18 protein-coding genes are annotated in these 20,069 nt (G+C 34.1%); 1 reads left to right on the plus strand and 17 read right to left on the minus strand.

Going from position 1 to position 20,069, the window contains the following annotated elements:
- Positions 1–14: 14 nt before the first annotated feature.
- From AS161_RS02000 to AS161_RS02015, 4 genes are all read right to left on the minus strand, one after another.
- On the minus strand, positions 15–1,283 hold the full coding sequence (locus AS161_RS02000; protein WP_164541616.1) for an ATP-binding protein: 1,269 nt from the start codon (positions 1,281–1,283) through the stop codon (positions 15–17).
- A 7-nt stretch (positions 1,284–1,290) separates the two neighbouring features.
- Positions 1,291–2,010, minus strand: coding sequence for a response regulator transcription factor (locus AS161_RS02005; protein WP_011994638.1), 720 nt, complete (start codon positions 2,008–2,010; stop codon positions 1,291–1,293).
- A 199-nt stretch (positions 2,011–2,209) separates the two neighbouring features.
- A complete protein-coding gene (locus AS161_RS02010) occupies positions 2,210–3,748 on the minus strand; it encodes a capsule assembly Wzi family protein (RefSeq protein ID WP_164541617.1) in 1,539 nt (512 codons plus the stop codon).
- Between the two features lies 1 nt (position 3,749).
- A complete protein-coding gene (locus tag AS161_RS02015; RefSeq protein ID WP_164541618.1) occupies positions 3,750–4,358 on the minus strand; it encodes a hypothetical protein in 609 nt (202 codons plus the stop codon).
- 127 nt (positions 4,359–4,485) lie between these two features.
- Here AS161_RS02015 and AS161_RS02020 point away from each other — a divergent pair, with 127 nt between their 5' ends.
- A complete protein-coding gene (locus AS161_RS02020; RefSeq protein WP_164541619.1) occupies positions 4,486–5,355 on the plus strand; it encodes an Hsp33 family molecular chaperone HslO in 870 nt (289 codons plus the stop codon).
- 11 nt (positions 5,356–5,366) lie between these two features.
- On the opposite strand, the gene AS161_RS02025 is transcribed toward AS161_RS02020, so the two are convergent.
- The 13 genes from AS161_RS02025 to glgD are packed head-to-tail and all read right to left on the minus strand — an operon-like array spanning position 5,367 to position 20,016.
- A complete protein-coding gene (locus AS161_RS02025; protein WP_164541620.1) occupies positions 5,367–7,187 on the minus strand; it encodes a nucleoside-diphosphate sugar epimerase/dehydratase in 1,821 nt (606 codons plus the stop codon).
- A complete protein-coding gene (gene murA / locus AS161_RS02030) occupies positions 7,184–8,455 on the minus strand; it encodes a UDP-N-acetylglucosamine 1-carboxyvinyltransferase (protein ID WP_164541621.1) in 1,272 nt (423 codons plus the stop codon). The genes AS161_RS02025 and murA overlap by 4 nt, the downstream gene beginning before the upstream one ends.
- A gap of 42 nt (positions 8,456–8,497) precedes the next feature.
- Positions 8,498–9,079 carry a diguanylate cyclase gene (locus AS161_RS02035; protein ID WP_011994644.1) on the minus strand — a complete coding sequence of 194 codons (582 nt, stop codon included), beginning with the start codon at positions 9,077–9,079 and terminating at the stop codon, positions 8,498–8,500.
- Positions 9,080–9,081: 2 nt separating this feature from the next.
- Entirely contained in the window at positions 9,082–9,789 is a 708-nt protein-coding gene (locus tag AS161_RS02040) for a hypothetical protein (RefSeq protein ID WP_164541622.1), read from the minus strand.
- Positions 9,786–10,799: a rod shape-determining protein gene (locus AS161_RS02045; RefSeq protein ID WP_164541623.1), complete on the minus strand. Its 1,014-nt coding sequence runs from the start codon at positions 10,797–10,799 to the stop codon at positions 9,786–9,788. Before AS161_RS02045 ends, AS161_RS02040 begins: the two co-directional genes overlap by 4 nt.
- The gene (gene alaS, locus AS161_RS02050; protein WP_164541624.1) at positions 10,799–13,402 is read right to left on the minus strand and encodes an alanine--tRNA ligase; all 2,604 of its coding nucleotides are present in this window, start codon (positions 13,400–13,402) and stop codon (positions 10,799–10,801) included. The genes AS161_RS02045 and alaS overlap by 1 nt, the downstream gene beginning before the upstream one ends.
- A gap of 37 nt (positions 13,403–13,439) precedes the next feature.
- The gene (locus AS161_RS02055; protein ID WP_164541625.1) at positions 13,440–14,297 is read right to left on the minus strand and encodes a phosphatidate cytidylyltransferase; all 858 of its coding nucleotides are present in this window, start codon (positions 14,295–14,297) and stop codon (positions 13,440–13,442) included.
- 1 nt (position 14,298) lies between these two features.
- Positions 14,299–15,015, minus strand: a complete 717-nt coding sequence (locus AS161_RS02060; protein ID WP_164541626.1) for an isoprenyl transferase — start codon at positions 15,013–15,015, stop codon at positions 14,299–14,301.
- Positions 15,015–15,569 (minus strand): ribosome recycling factor, encoded by a 555-nt coding sequence (frr, locus tag AS161_RS02065; RefSeq protein WP_011994650.1) that lies wholly within the window; start codon positions 15,567–15,569, stop codon positions 15,015–15,017. Before frr ends, AS161_RS02060 begins: the two co-directional genes overlap by 1 nt.
- A 26-nt stretch (positions 15,570–15,595) precedes the next feature.
- Complete coding sequence (locus tag AS161_RS02070; RefSeq protein ID WP_164541627.1) at positions 15,596–16,576, minus strand: 2-C-methyl-D-erythritol 2,4-cyclodiphosphate synthase; 981 nt, start codon at positions 16,574–16,576, stop codon at positions 15,596–15,598.
- Positions 16,577–16,618: 42 nt separating this feature from the next.
- Positions 16,619–17,605 carry a DUF4899 domain-containing protein gene (locus AS161_RS02075; protein WP_164541628.1) on the minus strand — a complete coding sequence of 329 codons (987 nt, stop codon included), beginning with the start codon at positions 17,603–17,605 and terminating at the stop codon, positions 16,619–16,621.
- Positions 17,606–17,639: 34 nt separating this feature from the next.
- Positions 17,640–18,887, minus strand: coding sequence for a glucose-1-phosphate adenylyltransferase (locus AS161_RS02080; RefSeq protein ID WP_164541629.1), 1,248 nt, complete (start codon positions 18,885–18,887; stop codon positions 17,640–17,642).
- Between the two features lie 13 nt (positions 18,888–18,900).
- Positions 18,901–20,016, minus strand: coding sequence for a glucose-1-phosphate adenylyltransferase subunit GlgD (gene glgD, locus AS161_RS02085; protein WP_011994654.1), 1,116 nt, complete (start codon positions 20,014–20,016; stop codon positions 18,901–18,903).
- Positions 20,017–20,069 lie beyond the last annotated feature (53 nt).

Here is a 20,069-nt window from a genome sequence, read left to right on the forward strand (position 1 = left end):
CGGTATTTTTGTCATTATTTGTTTTCATCTGTAGTCTCCTGTGAGCTTTTTTTGAAATATACTCTAAACGTTGTGCCTTCACCTACTTTACTTTCGAACGATATTGTTGCATTATGCTTGTCAGCTATCATTTTAACAATTGACAAGCCAAGGCCTGTACCTCCAACTTTCCGGCTTCGAGCTTTGTCGACTCTGTAAAATCTCTCAAATAATCTTTTTTGTGCATCTTCTGGTATTCCAGGACCGGTATCTTGCACTTCAAAAATCAATTTATCTTCCTTTTCATGGCATTTTACAAATACCTTCTTTTCACCTGTTTCTTTTATCGATGTGTATTTAACTGCATTATCAACTAAATTTAACACGAGTTGAACAAGTCTATCAAAATCTCCATAAACAGTTGATTTACATTCACATTTTGTATAAAGCTCCACACCGTAATCTTCAGCGAGAGGTTCTAAGATTGTTACAACTCTCTCTATAACTCTGCACATGTTAACATCTGAGAAGTTAAACTTCGCATCTCCAGATTCAAGCTTCTCAAGGTCTAGTAAATCGTTTATTAACCTCGTCATCCTTGCCGATTCACTTTCTATTACACCAAGAAATTTTCTAACGAGCTCTTTATTTGACAAGTCATCATCAAGCAAGGCCTCAGCGTAACCGTGAATGGATGTCAGAGGGGTTCTAAGTTCATGAGATACATTTGATATAAATTCTCTGCGCAGTTTATCAAGTTGCTTTTCTTTTGTGGTATCATGGAGTACGATTATATACCTTTCGCTTTCTTGGTCAAATTTTATAGGCACGACTTTGGCATCATAGTATCGTGTTTCTCCATTTGTTTGCATCACTACATCGCCACTTTGTATTTCCCCGGTTTCCAGTGCTTTTTCAAACATCTCGAGTAGGAAGTAATTTTCTACAACGTCATAAACCTTTCTTCCTTCTATGCCAGGTCTTGTGATATCTCTACCAGCAATATTGGCAAATGTAATAACTCCGTCTCCTCTTACGATGATTATTGGATCTGTTATATTGTTTAATATGGTGAAAATATTTCTTCTTTCTTTTTCGCTTTCAAATATTCTTTTTTCAAGTTCTTCTATCTTTTTTCTAAGTCTTTCATAGATGTATAGAGGAGGTGTGCCAACCTCCTCCCCTATAGTAATTGCAATTTTATCAAGATAACGAGAATATATACGTAAATTTTTCCGATTAAGGAAAAATAATATCGAAAAAATTAATGCTATTACTGTTATAACAATTGCGTAAATAATCATTTTTCAATTATTCTTCCTTTCCTGGGTCTCTAAATTTATAACCTTTTCCTCTGACTGTAACAACATACCTTGGATTTGATGGGTCATCTTCAATTTTGGTTCTGAGTCTTCTTATGTGTACGTCAACAGTTCTTGTATCGCCGAAGTAGTCATACCCCCACAGTTTGTCAAGTAAAACATCTCTTGAAAATACTTTTCCTTCGTTTTCGGCAAGGAATCTTAGAAGGTCAAATTCAAGTGGGGTAAGACTTACTTTCTTCCCTTTTACCCTTACTTCATATTTGTCTATATCGATTTCCAAATCTTTTGCAACAATTTTCTTCGGTTTTTCTTCTTTTACAACCGTACCAAGTTGCATTCTTCTAAATACGGCTCTAATCCTTGCAAGAAGTTCTCTAACGCTGAATGGTTTTACTATGTAATCATCTGCGCCAAGTTCCAACCCAAGTACCTTATCAAATTCTTCACCTTTTGCACTAAGGAAGATAACAGGCGTTAACTTATGTTTGTCCTTAGCTCTTATTGTCCTAACAAATTCGAAACCATCCATATTTGGAAGCATTATATCGACTATAAACATATCTACATCTTTTTCTTTTAATTCTTGAAGAGCTTTCTCAGCATCTTCTGCAGGGATAACGTCGTATCCTTCTTTCTGTAACGTAAAACTTACCAATTCCAGAATCTCTGGTTGGTCATCAATAATCATAATCGTTTTTTTTGCCATAACCACTCCTCCTTAAATTAAAATTGTCTTCTTTTACAATTATATCACCAAAAGTTACCTTTTGTCAAAAAGTTTTTTGGTATAGTTTAATAAAGATTACATGTAACAATTTGAAGGAAAAAATAAAAAGGCAAAACATCGAATGTGTTTTGCCTTTAATTTAAATTTTTAAATGAATAAATTTTAATTTTGAAAGAAATTAGAACAAAAATTCAGTATTTAGTGCTAAGATGTAATTTTGAAAATCTATAGTTTTATAAAATATCGCGAAATTTTTCCAAGAAATTTTTGCAGTAAATATTTGATAGCTAGCTTCACCTGATTTTTCAGGAGTTGTTGCTCCAGACTCTGAAACGTTTCCTGTCCATCCATCCCAGAACCATTTCCATCTTATAGTACCATTATCATTTACAAGACCTTTTATTAGATAATTGTATCTAAAATCGTAGGAAATATCTAAATTTTGCAGTGTGCCATTTATACCAAATGAAAACATTTTTGCGTCAGGGCCGTAAATAAACCCAAGAGGATAATCTAAAAGGAGCCTACCACTAGGATTATTTTCTAAATCAAAGTGTCTAACGTTTATTTTCAAGTATGGGAGATAGTTAGTGACATACATCCACTCGGATGTTTCTGAATACTCGAACCATATGTTTTGGCTGTATAAATTTAAAGATAGTCCTATATTTTTGGCATTTGCTCCTGGTTTATAATTCGAACTTGTTTCGGTAGGACTGTTGGCATCATCAAGTACAAATTCACCATATATTTTAAGTATATTTGAAAGGTTCAAAGTAAAATCAACACTTCCAGTTACATTACTGAATCCTTCGCCGTAGGTATTATGGAATATCGTAACAGGATTAAGATCTATTATATCGGGGAATTTGCCACCAACTACATTAAGTTCACCAAGACCTATTCTTAAGTCTGTATTCCAAGGTAAGTCTAATAGAAAATCAAATCTATGCGCGAAAATATACTTTGATGGTTCTGAGAAATATATTCCTGCTGTGTGTTGATCGGAATAATTTTTTTGTATGTACTCTTCTTGTTGTGAAAGTAAAGGGTAAGAAGTAATAGCATGGAATGCATAGCTTGCGTTTGTTGATTTTAAAGATATTGTAATGTTGTCCTGATAAGTTGTTGGAGAGATGTGGACTGGGTATTGAGCATCTCCCCATTTTAATGGGAATCTACCTATTGCAGCAAAAAGCCAATCATTCGCGTAATATAGGTAAGAGTACGTTGGAAAATTCAAATCCACAGATATTTTGGAAAAATCAAGGGGATTTGTTATGCTAAATGGAATATTGTTGCCTTGGTTTAGTGTTGCCAACTTGTTTCTCTTTTCTTTTTCGAAAGGTAATTCTATATAAAGTCCGATGTTTGGAATTTTCCAATTTAAAATTAATTTAAAAAAGGCTGGTATTTCATCTTGTAAATAGAAAACATTCTCAGCAGGATTGGTAGGGACACCTATCCATCTATCTCCCTTAGTTACAAATTGTGAAGACCAAGATGCTGTATAAAAACATGGAGAGAAAATTAATTTCACATTATGTTTACTGGAAATTTCATTGCTTGCCCATTCTAATGGGACCGGAAGGATTCCAACAACTTTCAATGACTCTGGTTTGTTATAGTAAAAGCTTGAATCCGCAAAAATCCATGTGTTTAAAAAAACTATCGTTATTATAACAAATTTTACTATATTTTTACTGGTAATTAGCACTTTATACCCTCCTGAAAGCATCTAGCACAGCTTCGGCAACCGCTCTTTCGAAATTTCCTTCGTTAATAGCTGTGCCTATTATGCTTTCTTCTATTCCATTGTATTGTTTAGTTATGTGTACTAAAACGTATTTTTTACCAACGAAATAAACTTCTGCTACATCATCAAATGATAATGCAAAATCGTGGATTTCAGAGAGGGCATTTAGAACAGCATTTCCAATGACTTTTGGGATGTTTCGCGTTGTCTTAGGACCAGAAAACTCTCCATAAAATTCTTCTTCGCCGTGTTCTATTGTTACGTTAACACGTACGTTTCTTTCATCGATGGGTTCAACTTTCAAGTTTGTAAGTTGGTATGGAAGTATTTTTTGTGATTTAATATCACCTTCAACTTGTGCGATTGATATTATTTTTCTATCGAGCCTCATCCCTGTGCTTGCCAAAACAACGGTTTCTATATCTCTCACAAGTTGCTTTGGGCTTTTATCACTTGAAGTTATTACGTGGATTTCACTTAAATTTCCACTATCCCCTACAACTTTCACAGCTTTAACCCCGGGTACTTTTGAAATTAGTTCTTCTATTTTCAAAACATCCACAGTAGGCATAATATTCCCCCCGATTAAATTAATAAATATTTTTGTGCATAATTATTATATCACTGAATTTTTGTTTTTCAAAATTTGAAGTTGTTGATATAATATTTTAAGTGGTAAGCAATTCGGAGGTGTTGTGATGGGAAGATTGATATACGGTACAGCTTACGATGGGATGATAAGGTTCTCACTTATTGATTCTAAAGATATTGTAAGTGAGTTAAGGGAGAGACATAAATTAAGTTATCTTCCTACGGTTGTACTTGGAAGATTAACAACTGCCGCAGGATTGGTAATACCATGGTTGTCGGAGAAGGAGACGATAACATTTGTAATTTCAGGTAACGGACCTGCTGGAAATGTTGTAAGTCAATCGAGTGCTAAAGGTACAGTTAGAGGATACATAACAAACAAAGATTTTGAATTAGAACCAAATGAGATAGGAAAATTTGATGTGAAAAACGCAATTGGTCAAGGTGAATTGACTGTTGTTAGAGACGTTGGTTTAAGAACTCCATATGTCTCTAAAGTGCCTTTGATTTCAGGAGAAATAGCGGAGGACGTAGCGTATTACTATACAAAATCAGAACAAATTCCATCGGCATTTGCTCTTGGTGTACTTATGGAAAAAAATGGTGTTTTAACATCAGGTGGACTTGCTGTGCAAATCCTTGATAGACATCTTCCAAATGAAGTGATAATTAAAATAGAGTCAAATCTTAAAAATTTTTCCATGACTCATTATTTGTTTGATAACATTCCTTTAGAAGAAATAGCAAGTTATGTACTTGGCGTTAATAAACTTATTTATGAGGAGACAAATGTTGTTTTTAAATGCAATTGTAGTAAAGAAAAAGCTTTCGAATCAATTATGATACTTGAATTGGAAGACTTGTACGAACTTCTCTCCGAGGAAAAAGCTGAAGTTACGTGTAAATGGTGCGGTTTAGTTTATCTATTTGATAAGGAAGATATAGAGAAAGCTATAGAACTAAAGAAAAAAGAGTGATAGCGCTTTATTTAATTTATTTCTAATATTTCGTAAATCATATTTTCTGCTTCCTTTTCATGGCCTTCTATGTATTTGTTCATAATTTCTAAGATTTTGTTTTCAAATTCTTCAGGGGGTATTTTTTTGAAATTATTATATTCTACACGCATTATTTTTGGATGTTGCGTTTTTTCTGGTTTTTCGTGTTCGTAGAAAAGTTCTTCCTCAAGTTTTTCTCCAGGAATTGCACCAGTGTATTTTATTTTTATATTTTGTTTTCCCATAATCTTGGCAAGGGCTCTTGCCACTTCTTCGACTGGAATTTGCTCTCCCATATCAAGAACGTATAGTTCTCTATTTGTGGATAAAGCTCCCGCTTGAATCACAAGTGACACGGCTTCTGGGATGCTCATCCAGTAACGTTTCATTCTTGGATCAGTTATTGTTACAGGTTCATCGTTTTCTATTTGTTTTTTGAATTTCCAAAGTACGCTTCCTCTGCTGCCTATGACATTTCCGAATCTTACTATCGAAAAATCTGTCTTGCATGTATCTGGTATTGAGAGTAAGTAAAGTTCCGCTAATCTTTTACTTGTACCCATATATGAAGTTGGATGAACTGCTTTGTCGGTGGATATAAACACGAATTTTTCAACATTGTAGTTGCAAGATAATTTTGCAAGGTTTATGGTGCCTAATACATTTACTCTAAGTGCTTCGTAAAGATTGTTTTGCATAAAAAATACATGTTTGTGTGCAGCGGCGTGAAAGAGAATATCCGGTCTATGAGTTTTGAAAATTTTTTCCATCATGTTTTTGTCTGTAACGTCTGATATTATTGGCACTATATCGAGTTCGTAATATTTCTCTTTCAATTCATTGTAAATTTCATATATGCTATTTTCTCCTCGCCCAACTAAGACTACTTTTTTTGGAGAAAACCTACAAACTTGTCTTGAAATTTCGGAACCGATACTACCACCGGCGCCGGTTATTAGAATTGTTTTTCCTGTTAAGTATTTGCTTATAGAGTTTATGTCAACATTTACTGGTTCCCTTCCAACAATATCTTGTAAGGAAATTTCACGTAAATCTGTTATTGTTGGATTTCTATCTAAAAATTCTGTTATTGAAGGGAAAGTTTTTAGTTTAACTTTTTCTGTATCTATTGTTGAGATTATTCTACTCATGACTTGTTTTGAAGCAGAGGGTATAGCTATTAGTATTTCATCAATTTCAAGCTTATCGATGTAATTATTTACTGAATCTACAGAGTCCAAAACCTTTACACCGGCAACGTATTTTCCTATTTTTTGTGTATCGTCATCGAAAAAGGCGACAACGGAACCGTAGTTTGTTCTTTTTATTTCGTTTAATAATATGACACCTGCATCACCGGCGCCTATTATAGCTATTCTTTTTTCGCTTTTTCGTTTCCAACTTAACATATATTGATATATTATCCTTGCACTTAATAGTAGAAAATAGCTACCAAGGAAGGTAAGCATTCCAACGGAACGTGGAAGAACGACCAATCTTGTGAAATGTATGAATATTAATGTAAAAGCATAACCGATAAACAGACCTCTTAGTAGAACAATCAAATCTTTTGGTGTTGCGTAACGCCAGACAATGCGGTAAGTGCCATTTAAAAGGTTCGATATAATTGTTATTATTACAAGTACCAAAACCCCGGATGAATACTTTGACATTTCTAAAAAGTCGAATCCAAATCTTACAAACAATGCATTCAAGCCAGCTAATGTTAAAAGCGTGATATCTATTAGAAAGAGCAAAAAATTTCTACTCGAAAAGAGTTTTAGAAAATTATCAATTTTTTTAGACTTCAAATTTCAGGAACACCTCCGGGGATGTATTTTATACTTGCACCTAATTTTGAGAACTTTTCAATCACGTTTTCGTAACCTCTGAAAATATGTTCAACGCTTGTTACCTCAGTTCTATCTTCCGCAGCTAATCCTGCAATTACCAAAGCCGCTGTTGCTCTTAAATCGGTGCCCATAACTGTTGTACCATATAACTTTTCGACACCATTTATAAATACTGTATTCTCGATAATTTTCATATTTGCACCCATTCTGACAAGCTCCGCAACATGAGCAAACCTTGTTTTAAAGACATTTTCCGTTACCGTGCTTGAACCATCAGCAAGTGAAAGGTAAACCAATATTTGTGGCTGAAGGTCTGTGGGAAAACCTGGATATGGTAATACATTTATATCGCAACCATACCACTTATCCGGTGATTTTATTTCTACTTCATTTTTTCCCTTCTTAACAATTGCACCGGTTTTTTCTAAAACAAACCATAAAGCGTCTAAGTGTTCTGGTATTATATTTTTTACAATTCCTTCTCCTTTTGTCGCAAGTATACCTATTATATATGTCCCTGCTTCTATTCTATCTGGTATTATTGTATGTTCACATCCGTGGAGCTTTTCTACACCTTCAACTATTATCTTACTTGTACCAGCGCCATAAACTTTTGCTCCCATTTTGTTCAGCAAATTTTGTAAATCAATTATTTCAGGCTCCATCGCTGCGTTCTCTATAATCGTCTTACCTGGAAGTATAGCTGCGGTACTCATTATATGCTCTGTTGCTCCAACACTTGGAAATGGTAAATAAACTACACTTTCTTCCTCTTTTTTCCCTCTCTTAGCACGTATCTCGCCATGGTCAAAGCTTATTTCAAAACCAATTTTTTTAAGACCATCCAGATGAAAGTCAACAGGTCTTGCCCCTATTGCACAACCACCAGGAAGAGGTGTACTTGCTTCACCAACTAATGCGGCAATGGGGCCAAGGACATTAAATGATGCACGCATTTTTCTAACAAGTTCGTACTGAATATGTGTTATTGAGATTTTACCTGAAATCTTTACAATACCTTTATGTTTGTCAAAGAAGACGTCTTTACCCGTAGTTCTGAGAATATCAATCATTGTTTCAACATCGGATAGAACTGGAACTTTGTAAAGTGTGACCTCTTCTTCTGTGAGCAAAGCGGCAGCCAAAAGAGGCAACGCAGAATTTTTTGCGCCCGATATCTCGACTTCACCAGAAAGTTTACTTCTTTCAACTATTATTGAACCCATAATTTAATCATTCTCTCCTTTTTTATACATAGTTACTTTACATTATTCTACAATTTTCATTAGCTCTTCTATGTTTGTTGAATCATCTGGATAATTTGAAATTTTTACTGTCGCTGGTATATTATGTAGTATGAGCGCATTTTCAATTCTTTCTTTAACTTTCATACTATTTTCCTTATTTACTTCTGTTAAGAGTACGATGAATTGATTTTCGGAGCTTCTTCCAACGCTGTCAAGAGGGACTCTTACAAGTTCTTTTAGTAATTTTCCAACACCCAATAAGTTTTGTTCTTTTTCTATCTGTGCCATTTTGTCGAAATTACTAATGGTTACTGTTATAATGGCATAGCCAAAATTTTCTTCAAACGCTTTTTGATGATAGTACGAAATGAGCTTTAACATATGTTCTTTTGAGTATACTCTTGTCAGTGGGTCTATCATTCTCTTTGTTCCTACGTCTTTTATAAAATCATCAAAGACTTCAAACTGTTTTTTCATAATAGAAGAATATTCGGTGAGAAGCATTTCCAACTCGTTTTCACGCATCTTTAATTTTGATATTTCATCTTCTAACTCTCTTACTCTTTGGATTAACTCTTCTTTTGAAAGCTTTTCGTATTCCATAGTTATTTCCCCCCGTTCGAATTATTTGAACTATCATTTATGGTGTAATCTTCTAAAAGCACTACATACTTAGGAATTGTAGGAATTTTGATTCTGAAGATACCATTGCTATACTCACCTATTGATATATTGTTATTTTTTAATAGTCGCCCGTATGGTATATATTCCGAGATATAGACTTTGCCATTTATTTTAATATTTGGGTCTGGTAGATCTATTCTATAGTTTGAATAATAACCAACCGTTTTTTGTGTGTACGTTTCGTATACTTGTGTGTCTGTTGATTCTTTCAGTGTTTGAGTGGACTCATTTGTGGACTCTATTGATTCAATAGTTACAGGGAATTCTTTCTCCCACCACTTTATTGCGTATCCAACGTTACCAGTTTTTTCAACAAAACCAATTAGCTCACCTGTCGTTGCGTCAACAACAATACCTTTTTTCTTTAGATTCAGAACATAAATTCCTTTAGAGTCTTCACTTAAAACTTCAAGAGCATTGGTAGTAGTATCTTTGAATAAAGTAACATTTAGAGTAATTTTTTCTTTTTCAAATAATTTTTCTAAATTCCTTTTTGAACTGTAAATTGGTGTAGAAGATTTATACAGTATTGTATGTATTGAGTTAGCTATGAAGTTTTTTGAAAAAATATCGAGAAATAGTAAAAGCATGAGAACAAGAAAGACAATAACTAATGTATTTAACTTCATTCTACGCTCTTCAACCTCACAAGTATATCCATTTTATCCAATACCATTCCTGCACCTTTTGCAACACAGCTCATTGGATCTTCTGCGCGTACTACTTTTATACCTGTTTCTTTTTCAAGTAGTTCGCAGATGCCCTTGAGTAATGAACCACCACCAGCTACAACAATTCCCCTTTCTGTTATATCAGCAACCAGTTCCGGAGGAGTTTTCTCTAAAGTAGCTTTTGCAGTTTCGGCAATTTGCATTGCTGTAGGTCTTATTGCTTCACGTATTTCTCCTCCGGTTAATGTTAATTTTTTGGGTAATCCACTTGATAATTCTATACCAACTATTTCAGTTTGTAATTCATCAAATTCCTTCAGAGGGTAAACGTTTCCAATTTCTATTTTTACACGTTCAGCGGTTCTTACACCGATTGTAACTCTGTAAACTTCTCTGACATATTGTATTATAGCTTCGTCGAATTCGTCTCCTGCTATTCTTGAGGAAGTTGCATTAACTATTGAACCAAGAGATATAACTGCTGCTTCCGTTGTCCCCCCACCGATATCTATAACCATATTTCCTTGCGGTTCTTCAACTGAAAGCCCTGCTCCTATAGCAGTTGCCATGGGTTCTTCTATTAAGAAAACCTTTTTTGCACCAGCTTCTTTCCCTGCTGTTAAAAGAGCTCTACTTTCAACTTCCGTTACACCATAAGGCACACCGATAACTACACGTGGTTTGAAAAACGAGAAACTTTCTTGAGCCTTTCCTATGAAGTAGCTCAACATCGCTAATGCAACATCGTAATCTGCGATGACGCCATCTTTGAGAGGCCTGATAGCTTGGATAAAAGATGGAGTCTTACCTATCATTTTCTTTGCTTCCGCACCGACTTTTACTATCTCTCCTGTGTCAACATTAATTGATATAACGGAAGGCTCGTTTATAACTATTCCTTTACCCCTCACATAAACTAAAGTATTTGCGGTTCCCAGATCTATTCCAAGATCAGATCTGCCAAACATTACTGCACTTCCTTTCTGATTATTTTTTCGAATAATTCAGTGGCTTCGTCTATTTTCTCAATTAACTTTCCACCAGCTTGAGCAAATGTTGGACTACCTCCGCCACCACCACCAAGTACTTTTGAAACCAATTTTGCTATGTTTCCGGCGTTATAATCTTGAGTAAGTTCTTTTGGAACTTTTACGGTCACAATTATTTTATCACTCATTTTAGATATAAGTAATACAATACCTTTTATTCTATCTGATATGTTATCTATAAGATCTTTTAAGATATCAGGTTCGACATCTTCAAGGACAGAGACTACATATTTTATATTGTTGTATTCTTTAACTTTTTTAGCGATCTCTTCAGGATTTATGAGTTTTCTCTTTATCTCCTGTATTTCTTTTTCTAAGTTCTTTTTCTCTTCCAAAATTTTTTGTATTTTTTCGACAATTTCACTTTTTGGAGCTTCGAGCAAAAGTTTTAATTTTTCGAAAAGTTCCTCATCTGTTCTCAAATATTCAAGAGAATTTAAACCTGTTATAGCTTCAATTCTTCTAACCCCAGCACTAACAGCAGATTCTGATACTATCTTAAATAGCCCTATTTCACCGGTATTTTTTACATGTGTACCACCACATAATTCTTCACTAAAATCGGAAACTTTTACAACTCTTACAAAATCACCATATTTTTCTTCGAATAATGCCATTGCACCTTCTTTGACAGCCTCATCGTAGCTTTTAATTTCTGTGACTACAGGTATAGCTTTTAGAATTACTTCGTTCACTATGTTTTCTATTTTTGTAATTTCATCTTTTGTTAGTGCTTGATAATGTGTAAAGTCGAATCTTAGTCTTGTTGGTTCAACCAAAGACCCAGCTTGCCTTACATGTGAGCCAAGAACTTTTCTTAAGGTTGAGTGCAAAATGTGGGTTGCTGTATGATTTCTCATCGTTGATTTTCTCTTTATTTCATCAACTTGAGATTGTACTTTTTCATTTACCGATATTTTTCCATTTAACTTACCTCTATGTACGATTATACCTTCAACTGGTGAATAAACATATTCTACTGTGAAAAGTCCATCCTGGGATTTTATTACTCCAGTATCTGCTACTTGGCCACCTTTCTCAGCATAGAATGGGGTTATATCAAGTATTAATTCGCATTCTAAATTGTTGCCCTCGGCTTTTTCAACAAATTCTCCATTTACCCTTATTTTCAATACAGAAGATTCTGATACTAGTGTATCGTAACCAACAAATACGGTTTCTATCCCTAAATTTTCATACCCTGTTTTTTGCGCAAATTCTATTTCACCTTGTGCTTTTCTTGACCTTTCTCTTTGCTCTTCTAGGTATTTTTCAAATCCTTTTTCATCAAGTTCGTATCCATTTTCTGTAGCAATGTCTCTGAGTATATCAATTGGAAAACCATATGTATCGTACAATTTAAAAGCGTCTTCTGCACTTATTTTTCCAGAAATAGAGACTATTTTTTGCACTATTTCAAGTCCTCTGGAAAGATTATTGATAAACTTCAACTCTTCACCTTTTACTATATTTTCCACAAAGCCTTGCTTTTCAACGATTTCTGGATAAATTTTCCCCATTTTTTGCACAACGCTGTCGACGATTTTGTATAAGAATGGTTCTTTTGCTCCTAATAATACTCCGTGCCTAAGAGCTCTTCTAAGTACTCTTCTTAATACATAACCTCTCCCTTCATTTGAAGGTAAGACGCCATCGGCAATCATAAATGTGACAGACCGTACATGGTCGGCGATAACCCTTATAGAAACGTCTTTTACTTTGTCGGATTTATAAGATACTTTAAGTACATTTTCAATGCTTTCTATTATGGGTTTGAACAAATCTGTATCAAAGTTCCAATAAACTCCTTGCATCATTGCGGAGATTCTTTCAAGACCAGCGCCAGTATCTATATTTTTTCTTGGAAGTGGATGAAGGTTTCCTTCTTCATCTTGGTAAAATTCAGTAAAGACAAGATTCCAAATCTCTATGTATCTTCCATCTGTATTTGCTGGTGTTGGTTCCTGACCTTCTGGTACCGGGACTTCAACACCCGTGTCGTAGAATATTTCAGAGCATGGACCACATGGACCTGTTGGACCTGCAGGTCCCCAAAAGTTATCTTCTTTGCTCATTCTTACTATTTTTCGTTCAGGTACACCTAGTTTGCGCCAAATTTCGTAAGCTTCGTCATCGTATTCGTAAACGGAAACCCATAGTTTTTCCTCTGGCATTTCTAGTACTTTGGTCACAAATTCCCAAGCCCATTCGATAGCTTCTTGTTTAAAGTAATCTCCAAAAGAGAAATTACCGAGCATTTCGAAAAAAGTATGATGCCTTGGTGTTCTACCAACATTTTCTATGTCATTTGTTCTTACACATTTTTGGCAAGTTGTAACTCTTGGATATACTGGATCAACTTTGCCCCAGAAAATTGGTTTAAATGGTACCATGCCTGCTACTGTAAACATCAATTGTGGATCGTCTGGAATCAAAGATGCACTTGGTAATCTTTTGTGCCCTTTTTTCTCAAAAAAGCTAAGATATGCTTCCCTAATTTCATCACTTGTCATGAATTTCATCTATTTGCACCTCCAAATTTATTTATTCTATTTTTTCTTAATAGAAAAGTTTTAAAATAATATAGACAACTGGAGTGATAAAGAGTAAACCGTCGATTCTATCTAACATTCCACCGTGACCTGGCATTAAATTTCCCATATGTTTGACGTTGTAATGTCTCTTGATAGATGATTCAAATATATCACCAAAAGAGTCCATTAATCCTGTAAGAAAAGCGATTAAAAGTTCCAAAAAAAATGTTAATTTCATTTCTGAGTGGAAGAATGTGTTCGCAATTATCTGATAGATAATTATATAAACAAATGTTCCACCAATACCACCAAAGAAACCTTCCCAACTCTTGTTTGGACTGTAATAGCTTCCGAATTTGTGCTTCCCAAATAACATACCGAATGCATAAGCAAAACTATCGTAAGACCAAGAGAGCGTTAAAGTTAGTAAAGCAATTGCTGGTCCATAGATATCGTAGAGTGGTATAAAGAAAGAAAGCAAAAATGATATGTATATTAAAGCAGTTGAATATGCGAAATAAACTTCCGTTATAATTTCCCGGTTTTTGATTTTATAAAGTGCTACAATTATTCCAGTTATATAAATTACGGAAAGGAGTTCCATAGGGTGATTTCTAAAAGCAACACCGTACAATATCGGATAAACCGTTACGATGGCTGTGTATGTAAACGAAAGCCAAGTACTATGGCGTTTTATGGTTGTGAAAAATAACTCACTTGAAGTTATCATAACTATCGTTGCGACTAATCCTACTAAACTGCTGTAAGATATAAAGCACAATACAACAAATGGAGCAACTATAATAGCGCTTATGAATCTTTGAATCGTTTCCTTTTTTAGATTTTTCTGAGAATTGGTGTTTTTTTCAATTGTTTCTGGCATTTTACTTTATTCCCCCAAACCTTCTATCTCTATTTGAGTATTCATCGATGGCTTTTTGGAGTTCTTCTTCGGTAAATTCAGGCCAAAGAAGTTTTGAAAAGTAAAGTTCGCTGTAAGCTATTTGCCAAATTAAAAAGTTACTTATTCTCATTTCACCAGAAGTACGTATCACAAGATCTGGGTCAGGTACATCCGACGCATATAAATAATTTCTAAAGCTGTTTTCATCTAATTTATCTGGTGTAATATTGCCTTTTTTAGTGTCTTCTATTAATCTTTTTATACCATCGATGATTTCATTTCGACCACCATAATTAAATGCCATTATTACTTGTATACGTGAGTTATTTTTTGTTTTTTCTTCGTATTCTAAGCATTTCTCTTTTAAAGAACTTGGGAGCTTATCTATTCTTCCTATGAATCTAAGCCTAACGCCTTCTTTATCCATGCGCTCGTAAAATTCGTGAATTTTGTTTTCCAAAAGGCCAAATATGAAATTTACCTCTTCCATAGGTCTTTTCCAGTTTTCGGTTGAAAAAGCGTAAAACGTGGTGTATTTCACACCACGATTTGCACACCATTTGACAACATCTTCTATTTTGTATGCTCCAACGTAATGACCATATGTTCTTGGTTTACCTTGTTTTTTTGCCCATCGGCCATTTCCATCCATTATAAATGCGATGTGTATTGGTACATTATTAGTTGGATTGTTCATCAAAATTCCATTATCTCCTTTTCTTTTTTCTCGAAGAGTTTATCGAGTTCCGCAACATATTTATCTGTCAAGTTTTGAATTTCCTTCTCAAGTCTCTTTTCATCATCTTCTGAAATTTCTCCTGCTTTTTTCTTATCTTTTATATCTTTTAAAATATCTCTTCTTATATTTCTCACTGCAACTTTACCTTCTTCAACTATTTCTTTGGCTTTTTTAACCCACTTTTGTCTTTGCTCAGTTGTCGGTGTTGGAAAGTTTATTCTTACGACTGTACCATCATTAACAGGCGTCAATCCGAGGTCACTTGCTAATATGGCTTTTTCAATAACATTCAGCAAATTTCTTTCCCAAGGTTTTATAACGAGTTGTCTTTCTTCTGTAGTTACTTGAGCGACTTGGAGAACGGGTGTTGGCACTCCATAGTAATCAATTTTGATTTCTTCAAGTACAGCAGGGGTTGCCCTACCTGTTCTCAAATGTTTAAGTTCTTCAGCAATTTTTTCAACGGATTTTTTCATCTTTTCTTCTGTTGTCTTTATAAAGGAATTTACCATATCTCTGCACCTCCAAGTTATATGTTTTATATTTTATCAATATTACTTATGCATATTGCTGTTATACCTTTATTTTGCGATTCTGGATATACATTGTTCCCACTTTTAAATTTAACCGAAACTTGACAATTAAGTATATTCTCAAGATTTTGAGTAATTTTTTCCCTATAGTCTTTTAATTTTATCGGAGAAATTATAACACAATCTATTGAAGATGGAAAGAAGCCTGATGAAATAACATATTTTGTTACTTCTTCTAGCATATCGATACTTCTTCTGTCTTTATTTGACTCATTTTCTGGAAACAGTACACCTATATCTTTTTTATGCGTTATTCCTACTATGCTGTCTATTATTGCGTGTGTCAAAACATCTGCATCTGAATGTCCTAATAATCCCATGTTAGATTCTATATCAACACCGCCAATTACTAAATTTCTGCTTTCAACAAGAGGGTGTGTATCCCAGCCGATACCTGTAAAAGTCTGATAATCGCTTATTCTTGAAAAGCGTTTCATTTTTGGATGTACAGATTTTGATTCTTGGAATCCGAATTTTTCGAATATAGATGTTTTAAACGTATCAACTATAATTCTCTTGTATCTGTTTTCTTTCATAAATTTATATAGTAAAAATTCCTTCATTTCACCTGAGAGAGATATTATGTAAAGATCATCCACAGAAAAATCCATCAATATTCTCTCTATAATGTATATCATCTTCGAACCAACAGGAATTATCTTGAAGCCAAGTAATTTAAACCATTTTTGATAACCATGTCGAAAACCAGCTTTTGTTGCATAAAGTAAAACGCTTTTAATTTCTTTACCATCTGTCAATAGTAACATGTTCTGCTTGATAAAAGGTGGTATATCTTCTTCTAAAGCCTTTGATATATAATCTATAGCTTTATTGCCAAATAATTCATCAAAAAACTCAGACTTTTCAGAATATATTAATTCTGCTATTTTTTGTATATTTTCATTTGTTGCTTTTATTATGTTCATAACGTTTGCACCTCTATAAAGATAGATAGATTATTTAAATTCTTATTTGGTGAAAATATAAATTATTATAAGAAGTGCCCCGGTTATCAATAGTGTTGTCATAAAAGATATCAACAACTCTGAACCAGTTGTTGGTGGTATCTCAACCTTTATATGTTTAGGTAGTTCTTTCTGGGACTCTTTTTGTTGTTGAGTGTTGTATTTTCTCTTTTTTAAAAAGTAAGTTTCATCGCTGAGTATTTTTAGCGCAGGACTTACTAGTGTTTTACCTATAATTCCATCGCCGATTTCAATTTTCACAAGAAATAAGTTCCCGCCTTTAACTCGGACAAGTTCTTTGCTAATTATTATGCCTTCTAAAGAAGACTTTTGCTTGTCGATCCCTGGATATAATTCTCTAATTTGTTTTTCGTATTTCCCAAAATTTAAAATTACCACCGGTATTTTATCGCCGATATCGAATTGAATTATAGATGTGCCATTTATGGGATCGATAACGGGAAAAACTTCAGCGCAGTCTGCCACATCTGCTCTTGAATATATCTCAAGTACAGAACTATCTGAGAAATCTTCTTGAAGATTCATAAATGTAAAGGCAGAATATTCTTCAAGGCTCATTGCGTGAAATTTAACTGAGACCTCCATTTTCGGGCTCCATTCTTCAAGTAAATCACTGAGAATAGTTTTGGTAACCTCTACATCATCGTCTTTTATCGCTGTTGAAAATTCAATGCCTAGAGGAATTTTACCCCTTCGATTCAGCATATTATTCAAGTATGCTAAAAACGCTAATGTTATGTCGTAGATGCCCGGAATTTCTTTTATTTTCTTCTTTATATTTTCAAGTTTTTCTTTAAATTCATTTAAGTTTTCTTCTAAAGTTATATCCTCTAATATATTTGAATATCTTAGAGGAACTACGACAAAATCATAATCCGGAGCATTATTTGTTTTTCCGAAAAAATACCCAACTATATCCTCTGCTGTTCCCTTGCTTCTAGCTCTGACCTTTATGAAATAAAGATCCAAGAGTATTCCTCCTCTAATTTATTTAAAGATTATATTATATTAGATATCCACCACTGTCTATAACGGTGTTAGCTGAAACGATTTTATCGTTACCAATAACGACATTCTTACCTATTTTACAGTTTTCTTCCACTATGCTATCCATTCCTACAACAGTTATATGAGAGTTATAGACTTTTTTATCGTATTTGCTTTCTGCGAAGTGACCAATGCCTATTTTACATCCGTCTTTTATGATTGTGTTTTCTGCGATGATTGCATCTTCAATGACAACATTTTTCCCAATTTCTACTTTTGTCATTATTACGCTATTTTTTACTATTGCTCTCTCATCAATAAAAACTCCTTGTGAAATTACACTATTTTCTACACTACCGTATATTTCACAACCTTCACTAATGATAGAATTTCTAACCTCACCATTTTCTGAAATGTAAGCTGGGTTCATTTCCTCTGAACGAGTGTAAAATCTCCAATTAGGATCGTGTAGATTGAAAGGAGGTATTGGTCTTACAAGTTCAAGATTGGTTTCCCAGTAAGATTGTATTGTTCCAACATCTTGCCAGTAACCTTCGAATGGATATGCGTAAACCTTTTCTGTTGAGAGTATTTTTGGTATTATATTTTTTCCAAAATCGTGATCGCTTGAATTGTCTTTAGAATCTTCTATGAGTACTTCTTTTATAAAATTCCAGGTGAAGACATAAATTCCAAGTGAGGCAAGGTTAGATTTTGGATTTTTTGGTTTCTCTTGAAATTCGATAATTTTATTTTCGATATCTGTTACCATTATTCCAAATCTATGTGCTTCTGTTATAGGTACCTCCATGCAAGCGATTGTAGCTAAAGCACCTTTGGATATATGGTAGTAAACAAATTCACTGTAATCCATTGAATATATATGATCACCAGACAATACTACAATATACTCAGGGTTGTATTCATCTACAAATTCGATGTTTTGATAAACTGCATCAGCTGTTCCTTTGTACCATACGCTTTCTGTAAGTGTTGAATATGGTTGAAGTATAGTAACACCGCCACCTTTTCTATCAAGGTCCCAAGGTTTACCTATGCCGATATGCTTATTTAAAAGGTGTGGTCTATACTGAGTGAGGACACCTATTCTATAAATACCAGAATTAACACAATTACTTAAAGTAAAATCTATTATTCTATATTTTCCACCAAATTGAACTGCTGGTTTGGGGATTTTCTCGGTCAATACTCCAAGTCTGGTTCCTTGACCACCTGCAAGAATCAATCCTATAACGTTTTTCATATATCTCCCCCCTTTAAACAACCATCCATTTTTCCAAAATGACAGGTTCAAAATCGCCAACGAGCATTTGTTCTGCACGTATCACGCAGTTCTTGTCTATTATCGCATTCTTTACAAAAGCGCCTTCTTCAATTACTGTATCTTGCATTATTATTGAATTTTCTACTCTTGCACCAGATCTAATAACGACTCCCCTGAATACTACAGAATTTTTAACACTTCCAGATATAATACAACCATCGGATATTATCGAGTTTGAAACTTTGGCTGTGCCTGTAAATTTTGCTGGTGGGTAATCTTTAAGTTTTGTATATACTTTACCATTTTTTAAGAATAACTCTTCCCTAATTTTTCTGTTGTTTAAAACTTCCATGTTTGTTCTATAGTATTCATTTATTCCTTTTTTTACATTACGCCAGTAGCCGTTGAATTCATATGCATATACCCTGAGTTTTTTTAGATTTGGGACTATAACATCTAAGAGTAAATCGTATTTACCTGCTGGGACAGTATCGTATAGTAAATCTAATAGAAGATATTTGTTTACGAAATAAATTCCCAAAAATGCTTTTCTTGAAGGAGGATTTTCTACCTTTTCGTGTATCTCTACTATGCGACCGTCACTTTCTGTGACAACAAAACCATAATCTTTGTAATTATATGTGTCATCTAATTCTTTTACTAGTAAAGTAACATCTGCGCCTTTTGAAAAATGATAGTTGAATAAATCGTTGTAAAGCATTTTATATATATGATCACCTGAACCAATTAATACGTAATCTTCATCACCACGCCTTAGCATAGTTGTATTTTGGAATATGGCATCAGCGGTACCACGATACCAATACTCTCCAGTCATGCTAAGATACGGTTGGAGTATGTACAAACCGCCATGTTTTCTATCAAGGTCCCATTCTTTACCCGAACCTAAATGGTCCATAAGACTTCTGGGATTATATTGTGTTAGGACCCCAACTTTGTATATTCCAGAATTAACCATGTTACTCAATGTAAAGTCTATAGCTCTATATTTTCCGAAAACTGGCAAAGCAGCACTTGCCCTTTTGTAGACAAGTTTTCCAAGAGCTTCACTTTTCCCTCCAGCTAAAATAAGCCCCAAAACTTTCATTTGGGTTCACCTTCTTTCTTTGGGTTTCTACCCACGTATAAATAACAAAAATA

The organism is Fervidobacterium sp. 2310opik-2 (assembly GCF_011057735.1).
In the GTDB taxonomy this organism is placed as follows: Bacteria; Thermotogota; Thermotogae; order Thermotogales; family Fervidobacteriaceae; genus Fervidobacterium; species Fervidobacterium nodosum.

Excerpts from the sequence above, each read along its gene's own strand:
- alaS (WP_164541624.1), bottom strand. The coding sequence starts at position 13,402 with ATGAAATTCATGACAAGTGATGAAATTAGGGAAGCATATCTTAGCTTT.
- murA (WP_164541621.1), bottom strand. The coding sequence starts at position 8,455 with ATGGGTTCAATAATAGTTGAAAGAAGTAAACTTTCTGGTGAAGTCGAG.
- AS161_RS02035 (WP_011994644.1), bottom strand. The coding sequence starts at position 9,079 with ATGGAATACGAAAAGCTTTCAAAAGAAGAGTTAATCCAAAGAGTAAGA.
- AS161_RS02080 (WP_164541629.1), bottom strand. The coding sequence starts at position 18,887 with ATGAAAAACGTTATAGGATTGATTCTTGCAGGTGGTCAAGGAACCAGA.
- AS161_RS02020 (WP_164541619.1), top strand. The coding sequence starts at position 4,486 with ATGGGAAGATTGATATACGGTACAGCTTACGATGGGATGATAAGGTTC.
- AS161_RS02005 (WP_011994638.1), bottom strand. The coding sequence starts at position 2,010 with ATGGCAAAAAAAACGATTATGATTATTGATGACCAACCAGAGATTCTG.
- AS161_RS02015 (WP_164541618.1), bottom strand. The coding sequence starts at position 4,358 with ATGCCTACTGTGGATGTTTTGAAAATAGAAGAACTAATTTCAAAAGTA.
- AS161_RS02055 (WP_164541625.1), bottom strand. The coding sequence starts at position 14,297 with ATGCCAGAAACAATTGAAAAAAACACCAATTCTCAGAAAAATCTAAAA.
- frr (WP_011994650.1), bottom strand. The coding sequence starts at position 15,569 with ATGGTAAATTCCTTTATAAAGACAACAGAAGAAAAGATGAAAAAATCC.
- glgD (WP_011994654.1), bottom strand. The coding sequence starts at position 20,016 with ATGAAAGTTTTGGGGCTTATTTTAGCTGGAGGGAAAAGTGAAGCTCTT.
- AS161_RS02060 (WP_164541626.1), bottom strand. The coding sequence starts at position 15,015 with ATGAACAATCCAACTAATAATGTACCAATACACATCGCATTTATAATG.
- AS161_RS02040 (WP_164541622.1), bottom strand. The coding sequence starts at position 9,789 with ATGAAGTTAAATACATTAGTTATTGTCTTTCTTGTTCTCATGCTTTTA.
- AS161_RS02000 (WP_164541616.1), bottom strand. The coding sequence starts at position 1,283 with ATGATTATTTACGCAATTGTTATAACAGTAATAGCATTAATTTTTTCG.
- AS161_RS02070 (WP_164541627.1), bottom strand. The coding sequence starts at position 16,576 with ATGAACATAATAAAAGCAACAAATGAAAATATACAAAAAATAGCAGAA.
- AS161_RS02045 (WP_164541623.1), bottom strand. The coding sequence starts at position 10,799 with ATGTTTGGCAGATCTGATCTTGGAATAGATCTGGGAACCGCAAATACT.